General features: G+C 38.2%; 10 protein-coding genes and 16 tRNA genes. All 26 read left to right on the forward strand.

Annotation, left to right across the window (positions count from 1 at the left end):
* The coding region (locus AC1Q8N_RS25725; protein WP_493521428.1) for an AAA family ATPase at positions 1–1,936 on the forward strand (1,936 nt) is incomplete at its 5' end.
* Positions 1,937–2,172: 236 nt separating this feature from the next.
* Positions 2,173–2,628, forward strand: a complete 456-nt coding sequence (locus AC1Q8N_RS25730) for a hypothetical protein (RefSeq protein WP_098392925.1) — start codon at positions 2,173–2,175, stop codon at positions 2,626–2,628.
* A 26-nt stretch (positions 2,629–2,654) separates the two neighbouring features.
* Positions 2,655–3,011 (forward strand): hypothetical protein, encoded by a 357-nt coding sequence (locus AC1Q8N_RS25735; RefSeq protein WP_493521429.1) that lies wholly within the window; start codon positions 2,655–2,657, stop codon positions 3,009–3,011.
* Positions 3,012–3,091: 80 nt separating this feature from the next.
* A complete protein-coding gene (locus AC1Q8N_RS25740; RefSeq protein WP_176523185.1) occupies positions 3,092–3,382 on the forward strand; it encodes an HU family DNA-binding protein in 291 nt (96 codons plus the stop codon).
* 72 nt (positions 3,383–3,454) lie between these two features.
* Positions 3,455–3,530 (forward strand) — tRNA-Asn (locus AC1Q8N_RS25745).
* Between the two features lie 56 nt (positions 3,531–3,586).
* Positions 3,587–3,660: transfer RNA gene (locus AC1Q8N_RS25750), tRNA-Pro, on the forward strand.
* Positions 3,661–3,694: 34 nt separating this feature from the next.
* Positions 3,695–3,937: a hypothetical protein gene (locus AC1Q8N_RS25755; protein ID WP_098392928.1), complete on the forward strand. Its 243-nt coding sequence runs from the start codon at positions 3,695–3,697 to the stop codon at positions 3,935–3,937.
* A 29-nt stretch (positions 3,938–3,966) separates the two neighbouring features.
* A tRNA-Asp gene (locus AC1Q8N_RS25760) sits at positions 3,967–4,041 on the forward strand.
* A 4-nt stretch (positions 4,042–4,045) separates the two neighbouring features.
* Positions 4,046–4,119 (forward strand) — tRNA-Gln (locus AC1Q8N_RS25765).
* 58 nt (positions 4,120–4,177) lie between these two features.
* Positions 4,178–4,248, forward strand: a tRNA-His gene (locus tag AC1Q8N_RS25770).
* 239 nt (positions 4,249–4,487) lie between these two features.
* A tRNA-Thr gene (locus AC1Q8N_RS25775) sits at positions 4,488–4,561 on the forward strand.
* Positions 4,562–4,658: 97 nt separating this feature from the next.
* A tRNA-Glu gene (locus tag AC1Q8N_RS25780) sits at positions 4,659–4,735 on the forward strand.
* A 1-nt stretch (position 4,736) separates the two neighbouring features.
* Positions 4,737–4,808, forward strand: a tRNA-Ile gene (locus AC1Q8N_RS25785).
* Positions 4,809–4,817: 9 nt separating this feature from the next.
* A tRNA-Cys gene (locus tag AC1Q8N_RS25790) sits at positions 4,818–4,891 on the forward strand.
* A 14-nt stretch (positions 4,892–4,905) separates the two neighbouring features.
* Positions 4,906–4,977 (forward strand) — tRNA-Gly (locus AC1Q8N_RS25795).
* Between the two features lie 8 nt (positions 4,978–4,985).
* Positions 4,986–5,058 (forward strand) — tRNA-Arg (locus AC1Q8N_RS25800).
* 12 nt (positions 5,059–5,070) lie between these two features.
* Positions 5,071–5,155: transfer RNA gene (locus AC1Q8N_RS25805), tRNA-Tyr, on the forward strand.
* A 3-nt stretch (positions 5,156–5,158) separates the two neighbouring features.
* Positions 5,159–5,229, forward strand: a tRNA-OTHER gene (locus AC1Q8N_RS25810).
* A 15-nt stretch (positions 5,230–5,244) separates the two neighbouring features.
* Positions 5,245–5,317: transfer RNA gene (locus AC1Q8N_RS25815), tRNA-Phe, on the forward strand.
* Positions 5,318–6,173: 856 nt separating this feature from the next.
* A tRNA-Ser gene (locus AC1Q8N_RS25820) sits at positions 6,174–6,263 on the forward strand.
* 478 nt (positions 6,264–6,741) lie between these two features.
* Positions 6,742–6,816, forward strand: a tRNA-Trp gene (locus AC1Q8N_RS25825).
* A 216-nt stretch (positions 6,817–7,032) separates the two neighbouring features.
* Complete coding sequence (locus AC1Q8N_RS25830) at positions 7,033–7,236, forward strand: YonK family protein (RefSeq protein ID WP_098392929.1); 204 nt, start codon at positions 7,033–7,035, stop codon at positions 7,234–7,236.
* A gap of 1 nt (position 7,237) precedes the next feature.
* The gene (locus AC1Q8N_RS25835) at positions 7,238–8,500 is read left to right on the forward strand and encodes a hypothetical protein (protein ID WP_098640081.1); all 1,263 of its coding nucleotides are present in this window, start codon (positions 7,238–7,240) and stop codon (positions 8,498–8,500) included.
* A gap of 71 nt (positions 8,501–8,571) precedes the next feature.
* Positions 8,572–9,465 (forward strand): YonG family phage-derived protein, encoded by an 894-nt coding sequence (locus AC1Q8N_RS25840; protein ID WP_098392931.1) that lies wholly within the window; start codon positions 8,572–8,574, stop codon positions 9,463–9,465.
* The gene (locus AC1Q8N_RS25845; protein WP_098392932.1) at positions 9,466–11,223 is read left to right on the forward strand and encodes a terminase large subunit domain-containing protein; all 1,758 of its coding nucleotides are present in this window, start codon (positions 9,466–9,468) and stop codon (positions 11,221–11,223) included. It abuts the gene before it with no gap.
* 11 nt (positions 11,224–11,234) lie between these two features.
* The gene (locus tag AC1Q8N_RS25850; protein ID WP_098640079.1) at positions 11,235–12,731 is read left to right on the forward strand and encodes a hypothetical protein; all 1,497 of its coding nucleotides are present in this window, start codon (positions 11,235–11,237) and stop codon (positions 12,729–12,731) included.

Raw genomic sequence — 12,731 nt, forward strand, 5'->3', positions numbered from 1 at the left:
ACAAGTTCTAACTGCATTGCAGGTGGAAAATATCTATGAGGCTTATCCTGACCAAGATGTAATCAAGTTAATCCAAGAGGACAATTTTGATTATAACAAAGTCAAAGGCTTAGGCGAGAAGATGTATCAAAAGATTAAAAAGAAGATTGAAGACAATCTAGAACTAGAAGAGTTATTTGTTTGGCTCAATACATATGATATAAAGTTCAGTATGGTAGCAAAGCTGATTAAAGAGTTTGAATCTCCTGCACTGTTAATTCAGAAGCTAGAAGAGAACCCATATATGTTGACTAAGGTTCAAGGAATCGGGTTTACTAAAGCAGATGCTATAGCTAAACAAATGGGTATTCCGCTTGAAAGCCCACATCGTATCAAGTCGTGTATCGTCTATTGTATCGGTGAGGAGAACGGAAAGGGTAACGCCTATATTAATAGGAAGATACTCATTCAAGAAGCACAGAAGCTACTTGCAATCAACAAATCAATCATCGAAGAGTGCCTTGTTTCTTTTGCAGAAGGAGATAAGAGCGTTGTAATGATTATCAATGAACGCAGAGTAACACTACGAAGAGTTTATGAAGCAGAACAGTTTGTAGCAGAGTCGTTGACTGCTCGACACTTTGAATCTAAATCAATTGAAGGATTCGATGTGGATGCGTTCTTAGATGGATATTGTAAAGAACATGATATTTCTCTTACGGATGAGCAGAGAAGCTTCTTCCATAACTTTGCGAAGTACAACATTAATTTCCTTATTGGATATGCAGGTTGTGGTAAGTCATTCTTACAAACTATTCTATTAGAAATGACCAAGAAGATAGGGTTGAATGTTAAACTTCTTGCTCCAACTGGGAAGGCAAGTAAAGTACTTTCAGCTTACACAGGTCAAGATGCTTCTACTATACATAGAGCGCTAGGTGTACGTGATATGGGAGACGAACCATCAATGATTTCTCACGATGTAATCCTTGTAGATGAATCATCTATGTGTGATATTTTCCTTGTACGACAGTTACTAAGAGGCATTGATAACTCAAATGCACGTATTGTATTTATCGGTGATGACTTCCAGTTACCATCCGTACAAATCGGTAACTTCTTATATGATTGCATCAATTCAGATGTATTCCCAGTAACGAAGCTAACAGTAGTATTCCGACAAAAAGATGGCGGTGTCTTAGATATTGCAACTAAGATACGTGAAGGAGAGAAGGTCTTATCTAGTAATCAAAGTGGTAAGCTTCGATTCGGTAAGGATGCAATTATCCACCTTGCTCAGCCACGTCATATAGTTGACGGTTATAAGTTCTATTATAAGAAGATGCTTGAACGATTCGATGCCGAGGATATCATGGTTCTATCTCCGACAAGGAAAGGTGACTTAGGGGTGTTTGAGATTAATAAACACCTACAGGAACTTGCTAATCCGCCAAGTGATAACAAGAAAGAGCATACAGTTAATACTAAAATGGGCGAGGTCACGTACCGAGTAGGGGATTTCGTAATGAATATCGCCAATACATATGACCTTGAAATTTCAGAAGGTGTTACAGTTGATATCTTTAATGGAGATACAGGAAGGATTGTAGACATCAATAAGGAAGATAAGGTAGTAATCATCGACTTCGTTGACTGTGCAAACGTTCCAATCAGCTTCAATGATATCTCTAAGATTGTACATTCTTATTGTATGACTATCCATAAATCGCAGGGAAGTGGTTCACCAGTTGTTATGGTAATAGCCGACAAGTCACATACGTACCAATTAAATGCCAACCTATTATATACAGGATGGACACGAGCTAAGAAGTATCTGATTGCACTGACACAGGTTGATGCTATGAACAGTGGAATCAGGAAAGTTGCTAGTACGAAACGTAAAAGCTTCTTAGGAGAGTTGCTAGAAGAATTAGGTACATTGGCAAAAACGGCTTAAAACACTGTGAATCAAAGCTAGTTTGACAAGTGTAAAAAATAATGATAATATTGATTTAACAAATGAAACGAATAATAAACATTGAGAGAGCGAAATCATTTCGGTCTCTTTTTGTTATGAATTGAAGGGAGAGGGTTATCATAGGTGCGGTAAGCATAGATATCCATGCAAGAGAGCGTAACTTTCAACAAGTAAACCTCTCTGATGAAAATGCAATTAGATGGTTAATAGAGTTTATGGATACGGTTAATCCATATTTCGATGATGAGAAAGACGATAACTTCGATGTTGCAGGTAACTCACAGCATCTAAATCAAGAGTTGGTTGCACTATATGCTTCATTAGAAACATTAATTAAGAAGTGTAACTTTAATGAACGTCAAATGATGCTAATTGACTTGGTATCAAGAGGCTACTCATTCGCTGACATTGGTAGGATGGAAACAGGTGTGGATGAGAGTGGCGCTAGAAAAATGCTAAATACAATCTACAAATCAATCGCAAAAGAGAATGAGTTAGAGTGGAAGAAGTACATTAACCATACTATTTTGAAAGCGGTTACAAAGAAGTGTCGAGAGTGTGAAGAGGAACTACCAGTTACAGAAAGTTTCTTCGCAAAAGATAAGAAGAGTAAAGACGGTTTTAAGCATGATTGTAAGAAGTGTAAAAAAGTGCGACAAAAAACTGCCTGAAACATACCTACTAAATGACATAATAAATGAGAGGGTTAAATAAAATGAAGATTTTATCACCAATTGGAGAAACTATTGAACTTAAAACTTCCATTACTTTAGAGGAGAAGATGATGAAAGTTAATGAGTTGATTGGAAAGTATGAAACTGAAATCAACAAAAACTGGAATAGTAATCCTGTTAAGTACTTCTTAGACAGCCTATCCAATTACATTGTATGGCACAAAGAAGAAGAAATGAAGAATAAGGAAGATAAAGAGGTTATGTCTCACAACAAAGTGAGAAAGTTACATAAGTTTGATGATAAAAACATCAACTTCTCAACTCTATCTGAATCTGATAAATCAGCAATCGGCTTAGAGAGTGACAAGTTTGATTCTTAATTTGTCACAAGTGTAATAAATAATGAATTTTAATAACTACAAAATACTAAATTTTAATGAGAAAAAGGAGAAATGAAAGAATGAATACACAATTATTAGCTAAAGAGGTACAAGGAACTTTACGTGAGGAAATGGGTCTTAAATTAAATCAAGCTGACGCTCGTCGTGTGGTAGACACAGTAACAGGTGCTATTGTAGAAGGTATGAAAGAACACGGTGCAGTTAAAGTTGCAGGTTTAGGAACGTTCACACGTCAATTCAAAGAAGCAGGTACAGCACGTAACCCGAAAACTGGTGAAGAAGTACAAGTTGCTGAAAAGCATGTACCTAAGTTCAAGGCTTCTCAAGCTTTAAAAGATTCAGTACGTTAATTCACAATTAAATCTCATAGAGATTACAAGTTAACGAGGTAGTAGAGATGATTCTCTATTATCTCGTTTTTTGCACCTATAGCTCCAATGGTAGAGCAGAGAGCTGTTAACTCTTTGGTTGGTGGTTCGAATCCATCTAGGTGCGCCATGCAGGAGGCAACTAACGGGTTGTTTATGAGGTCGTGACTCACCTCCTGCTTCCATCGGGATGTAGCTCAGTTTGGTAGAGTGCCACATTTGGGGTGTGGATGCCGTAGGTTCAAGTCCTGCCATCCCGATTATTTTAAAACGGAGAAAAAGGGGAAGGGAATTATGATTAAAAGAGATTTACACGGTAAAAGAATTAAAAAAGCTCAAGCTAAAACACAATCTGCCCAAGAAGTATTTGTAAAAGCGATTGAAGATATTGATGCTTCTGATGCACATTTAGACGAAGTAATCAAGGAAGCTCAGGCTGAAATTGCTAATCTACAATCCTTTGTAGAAGATGCAAAAACAAGTAAAGCTGAGAATGATGTTTTAAGAAAGAATATTCAAGGTTTAGTTAGTATTTAATATTTCGCATCCTTAGTGGATGCTTTTATGGTGCATTAGTGTAGAGGTTAACACACTTGGCTGTCTACCAAGTAGCACGGGTTCGAATCCCGTATGCACCGCCATTATTTCCGAGTAGACGAATTGGTAAAGTCACTAGCCTTTGAAGCTAGAGTTTGGAGGTTCGAAGCCTTCCTTGGAAATCGACCAAAGTCCATGCTTTGGAAACTAGATATTAGCCTAGTTTTAGTATCTAGTTTCCAGTGTGTGGCGTAATGGTAACGCAGTGGACTGTGAATCCATGAATGAGAGTTCGATTCTCTCCATGCTGATATGCAGATTATGCAGATGAAAGACCCTTCCGAAAGGTCGTCTTATGTTGAGGGTAACAGCTTACATAGGATTAGAGGAAAGATGGGTGTTCCACTACCTGTGACAATAAGTCATAAAACGTGGGCTTTAAAATTCTTGCTAGACTACGGGAGCTAGCTAGTTGGCAAGCAACGGAAAAACTTGAATGATGTGGACGCAGGGGAGTAGCGCCACGTAAAAAACATAACAGCTCCTTTAAGCCGACTTAGCTCAGCAGGTTAGAGCGGTTGCCTTGTAAGCAACAGGTCGTGGGTTCGATTCCTACAGTCGGCATTGACGTTTTTACCGATTCCACGTCGTTAATCTACGATTCGGTACGCAAAGCGGTAGGTTCTGCTTGACCTATGATATCAAAACAAGCATCCATTATGGCGCATTGGTGAAGCGGTCTAACACACTCGACTTTCTATCGAGCATACAGGGGTTCGAATCCCCTATGCGCTACCATGCCGATTTAGCTCAGAGGTAGAGCAACGTCTTGATAAGGCGGAGGTCAGTGGTTCAAATCCATTAGTCGGTATCATTTTATGAGGAGATGGTGAAGAGGCTTAACACGGTAGGTTGCAACCCTATTATTCGTGGGTTCAAATCCCACTCTCCTCTTAGTTTTGTAGCATGTGGTATTGGTCTAATGGCTATGATTTCTGACTTCCAATCAGAAGATGAGAGTTCGATTCTCTCATACCACATCATTTTTACCCCTATAGCTCAGTGGATAGAGCAACGGGTTTCTACCCCGTGAGTCGGGAGTTCGAATCTCTCTAGGGGTGCTAGTTTATTATGGCAGGGTAGTCTAGTGGCAATGACAGGAGACTGTAAATCTCCCCTCAATCGAGTTCGTAGGTTCGAGTCCTACCCCTGCCACCATATGGAGTTTTAGTTTAACAGGCAAAACACTTGGCGTAGTCAAGGCGTAATCGGTTCGAGTCCGATAAACTCCTCCCTCCCTTCAATATGCATCTTTAGCTTAAAGTGAAAGCAGACCGCCTAAACAGCCGTTATATGTAGGTTCGAACCCTACAAGGTGCATCTTTACTTCGAGGCTTGGCTCTGATAGCGTAACGTGAGTTGCGTAAAGGCAATGTGACAAGTTGCCACCGTGTAAACGGTCAATCCAAGCACAATCGACACTCCTAAGTCATCATTGTGATGATGGTGATAGTTTCGTGAAATTACGGAGAAAACGCTACGAGGTCAACGATGTAGTAGCAGTATTGGTTAGCACCAATACACTCCACGCTAAAGTAATGAAGAAACGAGAGTGAATCGAGAGATTGTACAGTCCGAGTCTAACAAGCAAGGGCGACAGTCAGTAGTGAAAGCGAAATGGTCGAAAGCCAAAGTAACTTTGATTACGGTTTGAGTAGCTAGTTGGCGAAAGAACATGAAGGCGTGTGGTATTTTGTAATCCAAAAGATTACGAAGCCACTGAGACAGCACGTCTTCGGTCACAGAGACTAATACAGGTATTAGATATGGTAATCTAAAAAGATGATTAATATATGACTAATTAAAATTCATACAAGCGAAAGCCTGTCTCCTTACATTACGAAGGCAACCTAAATCCCCACAACGAAAGTTGAATGAGGAGCATGATGAGTTCGCAAAACTCTGATTGTTTGATAGTGAATTGCATGGTTCTCTTAGCAGAGATTAATAGCGTGGCAACGTTGACAGAATAGGAGCTATTGAGTAGTAGTGTAACAGGTCGCAGAATGCACAGCGACTAATTAAAACGTGCGGTTGTGAGTGATACGTAATTGCTCCAAAAGAGGATTACGTGGATAAGAGAGGAAGATATAATCTTTCTAAAGGCACTCAATGCGAGGTTTAATCTCAGCCTACGCAAGACCAGTTCTGTTTTTACGGAATTGGATTTTATCTTGGAGGGGTACTCAAGTTGGTGAAGAGGACAGTTTGCTAAACTGTTAGTACCTATTTAAAGGTAGCGAGAGTTCGAGCCTCTCTCCCTCCATTAAAGGTGGACTAAGCCTAAAAAATTAGTCAGGTGCAAAGGCAACTGCATCATTCCCGAATGGGGGACGATTTAAAGATACCATTATCCATCCCGATAAGAGATTGTCTTATCTGCTTGCTATCATCGCAGTCACCGTTGAGGATAGAAGAGGTAGCTATCACGCTTGAATACGTGACAATACATGCTAGCGTATTAACGGTTCGAGTCTTAAAAAAAGCTTAATTACTAAGAGATGTGGGACAAGGATACCAACCCACCAACGGTAGACATTGGAAAGTCGCTCTGTTTCTCATATTGAAGGCAAGTGTGGGAGCGATAGAGTTCGTTGACGATGGTTTATGCGAACATTATAGACAACTAAATATGAAAAAGTGCAACCTCACATGAGTTTCCTGCACTTCTTGTGTGAGTTTTTCAAATGTATGTAGGTTTCTACCCTAGCCGTTCCTACTAAATATAAACGGCAAGGTGTCATGCGCCTTTAGTGTAATTGGTAACACAGAAGTCTCCAAAACTTCTATTCTAGGTTCGAGTCCTAGAGGGCGTGCCAAATATGTAGGTTATGGTTTTAATAGTGGTTCGACTCCGCTAGCCTGCACTCTTATTTAGAATTTAAATGTACGAATACATTATATAATATTATATACAATAACATAATATATTTTCTGTATTATACGACACCGAGATAGGTGTCTTTTTTGTTGTATATAGGTCGGTAAAATTTCATTTACCGTAATGGATTATGAGAAAAAGGGGAAATGTAGACATGGCAAAAGAGACACACACGATTAGTGTAAAAGGTTTACTAGATGCTGAGAATCGAATTATCACAGAATATGATAAAAAAGGTGTTTGCCTTGGAGATATCCATATTGATAGTGAGCTAGCTAAATTTAATGGAGCTGAGATTTCATTCACTATTAAATTGGACAAGGTTTTAAATGAGCCAAATGATGAGGCGGAATACTAAGATGAGACGCTACACGAACAAAAAGGACGAAGTAGTTGAAGTATCACAGGAACACTTAGAAACAGCAGTGGAAATTAAACTTCAATTACAAGAAATGAGTCCTAGTAGACGTGTTGTTTGGTCAAAACATCGTGAACTTATGAAACAAGAAGGATTCGAAAACTCAGATGTAAACGAGGCATATCGTTGTCTTGTAAAAGACTATCAGAAGAAGATTGGTAAATTAGTACCTGTTAAGAAACATGCTGATATGGTTTCTACATCTAAATTAGAATCTATTCGCAATATGGTTGGTGAAATGTATCAAGAAAAACGTGAGAACCAAATTGTTCTTCGTGATTTGAATAAAGCTAAACGTGATTTAGCTGACTTCCATACAATTGCAGAAGAAGTTCGAGATGCGATGTTAGATAACTGTGTTATTGAAGTTCCCGAATATGCTTACAAAGGTAAATTAGAGAGACGTGAAAACGAATTAGTAGTTTGCTTACAAGATTGGCATGTGGGAGCAGTTGTCGAGGGTGTTTATGGAAATGACTACAACTTCGAAATCGCTAAGAAACGCTTAGAGAAGATGAAAGAAGAAGTTCTTTACTACGTTAAGACATTCAATGTTAATGACGTAACGGTAATACATAATGGTGATATCATCGAGCAAATCTCAATGAGACCTACAAACCAACCATTTGAATGTGAGTTCAATATGGCGGAACAAATCAATAAAGCAACACGTTTAGTAATTGATTTCGTAGTATCTCTAACAGCCTACTGCAATGTAGAGCTTGGTTTGACAAGTGGTAATCACGACAGAATGCAGTCACACAAAGACAGTGTAATCACAGGTGATAATGTGACAGCAGTTATTTATGAGAGCATTAAGACGTTTGTTGAGATGGCGAATATTCCACGATTAAGTTTAATTGATAATACAGATTACAATTATTCAATCTTGAAGAAATTCGGGAAAGACACTTACATCAAATTCGTTCACGGAGACAAAGAGAAGCAAGCAGATGCAAACAAAATCGCATCGCATGAATCTATGGATAACGTAGAATTAACAGCTCTTGTAATGGGACACTTCCACAGTCACAAAGTTATTGACCGTAACTTCTCTAAGAAAGAGATTTACTTTGGTAGCTTAATGGGACGCAATGACTACGCACGAAACTTCAAAGGGATGTCTGATGCATCTCAAGGAGTTATTGTTGTACGTGGTGATGGAAAGATTATTCCAATTGAAGTGAACCTACAAATTAATTAGAAGTATTTTCAAGTACATGAGGTTGTCTCGTGTGCTTTTTTAATGCTTTTAAACGGAAAGGAAGATTAACTATGGCGAAGGTCACAGTCAAAAAGGGGGTTAATAAACCCACTAAAAAAGTTTGTTCTAAATGTACAAATGAGATGGCGTTGCGTAATTTCTATAAGTCACAGAGTCCGTTGTTTGCAGATGGATATGTTTCCATGTGTAAAGGGTGTTTGTTCTCTCTAGTGGATGAACGAGACTTAGTAGGAAGCTTAAAATCCATCCTAATGAAGATGGATAAACCGTATCTACATGATACATGGGAATCAACATTGGAGAGTGAACCGACTAATCCAATTGGAGTGTATATCAAAAATATTAATTCACTTCCTCAATACAGGAAGATGTCATATGAAGATAGCACATTTGAGGATGTAGAGGTTATATCACAGGAATCTCCTAAAGTAGTAATTTCGGATGATAGTATCCAAATTACAAATGAATTAAAGCTCAAATGGGGCTTAAAGTACACAGATTATGAATTACTCGTATTAGAGAAATTTTATAAAGACATGGAGAAATCCTATGATATGTCTACTCCACAGCATAGACGATTGTTAATTCAGTTGTCCAAGATGAACATAGAATTAGATAAGTTCCTTGAGCGTGGAGCTGTTACAGAGTATACGAAGATGTCTAAGACCTATGATGAAACAATGAAATCAGCAGGTTTCAGACCAGTAGACCGTAAGAGTTCAGATGAAGCAAGTGGTATCCGAACGTTCAGTCAAATTTTCGAAGAAGTAGAACGTGAAGGATTTATCGAACCTGCTCCAATCACAGAACACAAAGATTTAGCAGATGAAACGCTGTTAATTCTATTAAATTATTCAAGAACTTTATTCAGTATGGAGCAACTTACTGAACTCCCTCCTGATATCGAGAAACAACTCGATGATTTTAGGGAAGGTGAGGAATAAGTGGCTTCTAAGAAGACAAATAATAAGAAATTAAACTTTGAAACTAGGAGTGTTCCTGATAACGACCCTAGTAAGAAGCAAACATCGGTAAAATCATTCAAAGAGACCTTACCCGATTGGCGTAAGTGGTGTGAATATTGGCGAAGCTACCCTGATAGATTCGTAGACCACATTAGACCTCCTAATAGCAAAGTGAAGCTTTATTTCTACCAAAGAATAATGCTTAGAATCCTATTCCGCTATCAGAAGGTTTATTTCGTTTTAACTCGTGGTTCTGCAAAATCATACACACAGATTTTAGCGATGTATCTGAAATGCATAATGTACCCTGATACGCACTTGTTTATCGCCGCACCAACGAAACAGCAGGCGTCAAACATTGCGAAAGAGAACATTGAGCGGATTTGGGAACACTTACCTCTGCTACAGAAGGAAGTAAAGCAAACCATCTTCCAAAATGACTATACGAAGCTTATTTTCCATAATGGCTCATCACTAGACGTAGTACAAGTAGCACAGAGTTCTCGTGGTGGTCGTCGTAACGGTGGAGCAGTTGAGGAGATTGTCGATGATTCGATGAAGAAAGATGTCCTTAACGAAGTAGTAATTCCGATGATGGCGAATGACCGTATTGCAACATGCGGTGGTAAAGACCCAAATGAACCACATAAATTCCAGTTCTATATTACAACGAGTGGTACAAAGCAAAGTTTCGCTTATGAAAAACTACAAGAAGTAATAGATGAAATGGTGAATCCAAGTAATTTAAATTACGGAAAATCATTCGTACTTGGTGCAGGATACAGATTAGGTTGCCTATATGGTCAGTTAGATGAAGAGTTCATTCAGAGCTTAAAACTACAGCCTACATTCAATCCCATGTCATTCGCACGAGAATACGAATCTATATGGACAGGTACTAGTGATAACTCACTAGTTACAATTGAAGATTTACAAAAATGTAGAACGTTAACTAAAGCAGAGTATCGCAATATGGATAGGTCAGCAGAGTACATTCTGAGCTATGACGTTGCCCGTTCTGAGGGTAATGCCAATGCGACATCTGCATTATGTGTATTTAAAATAACCCCTCGTGGTGATGGTACATATATCAAACACTTAGTAAACGTATTTAGCATGGAAGGAACGCACTTCTTGGAGCAAGCATTGTTCCTCAAGAAGAAAGTAAATGAATACAAAGCATCAATGGTAGTAGTCGATGCCAACGGTTTAGGTACTGGTTTAATTGACCAATTAGTATTAGAGATTGATGAAAACCCACCTTATTCAGTTGTTAACGATGAACGTTATGACCGATTTAAGCGTCAGAACAGTATTCCAATGGTGTTTGCTTTGAAATCTACAAACAAAGATACAAAGTCGAGTGACATTCACAACGTATTCATGAACTCTATTGCGAACCATGATATTAAAATTCCACACACTGAATCACAAGCTCGATTAGATATTCACAAGAAGAGCGATTCAATACAGGTAGCTAAGCAATTACTACCATTCGTTATGACAGACAGATTAGCTGATGAAATTATGAACCTTGAGTATTCACAGTCGGGTAATAACACGATTGTTAAGCAGATTTCAAAGAAAATCAACAAGGATAAATTCTCAGCGATGGAATACGGATTATTCTACATTCACTTATTGGAACGTAAAAATAAATCGAGACAAAGAGAGACAATCACTGACATTTCGAAGATGTTTGCGTTCAAAGCACCAAAATACAAATTGCATAGATAGGAGGTGGATGTGTGAAAAGAAAGAGTCCTAACTTAAATGAAAAGAATCAGAGATTTAGTGCAATGGATACGAAATCTATTAACTTTGCTAAGTTAGTAGAACAATACATTGATATTAATGAGAGTTCTAGAACTAAATCACTTAACTTTACTAAGGATGATATTCGTAGATGGATTGAAAACCCTGATAAGAATGAAGACAAGCTAATTGAGGTATCACGTTACTTATACACGTTTAGTTCACCGTATAAGAGATTAATTGATTACTTCTCACAGTTGCCACTATGGACATACGTTGTAGAGCCATATGGCATTGATGTGGACAAGCTTGATTCACAGAAAGATAAGATTATGAAGAACTACAATAAAGCTCTTAGAATCCTTTCTAATATGAATATCCGACATGAGATGGCTAAGATTGCTAAGACGTGTTTCAGAGAGGACGTATTCTATGGATACGAACACGAAATAGGCGACTCTTATTACATTCAAAAGTTGAATCCGAAGTATTGCAAGATTATTGCTATTGAAGACGGATGTTATTCATTCGCTTTCGACTTCTCTTACTTTGATAGTAGAAAGAAGGTTATTCGATTATATCCGAATGAGTTCCGTGAGAAGTATGTTGCTTATACGAAAGATAAGAAGAATCTACGATGGCAAAAGTTAGATACATATCAAACGATTTGTATTAAGGCTAACGAAGATTTGGAGTTTGTTATGCCTCCATTCGCTTCTACTTTTGAAAGCGTTTACGACATTGATGTCGCTAAGAAACTTCGTGATACGAAGGATGAACTAGGAAACTACAAAATCTTAGTACAGAAACTTCCTATCCGAAAAGATAGTGAGTTAAACAATGACTTCGCTATTGATTACGACACAATGATGCTGTTCCACAATCAGATTTCACAGGTTGTTCCTGAGCAGGTTGGAGTAATCACTACTCCGATGGAAGTAGATGAATTTAAGTTTGACAATGAGAAGATGGATATCGACAAGGTTTCTAAAACAGAAACAGGCTTTTGGAATACAAGTGGTGTTCCACAGACGTTATTCGGTGCAGATAAGATGACATCGGGTGCGTTGGATAAGTCGGTTAAGACGGATGAAATGATTGCATTTGCCTTCCTAAGACAAGTAGAGAGATGGATTAATAGGAAGCTCAAAAACAGAGCTAAGAATATGAAAATCACTCTATTAGATATCACTCATTACAACAAAGACGATGTATTTGATAAAGCATTAATGGGTGGACAATATGGTATGCCACTAAGAAATGTTATCGCAAGTACATTAGGACTAAATCCAAGTTCATTATTAACAATGGCATGGTTAGAGAATGAAGTCCTAAATCTTGATGAAAAACTTGTTCCGTTAATTAGTAGCCATACTCAATCTGCAAATGACGCCTCAGATAAAGGTGGACGACCTGAGAAAGAAGGTAGTGACCTAACTGAGTCAGCAGAGAAGAGCAAAGAGCGAGAAGCGAACGAGTTCAAGAAATAG

It is taken from the genome of Bacillus sp. GW823-FHT06B01, from assembly GCF_058952315.1.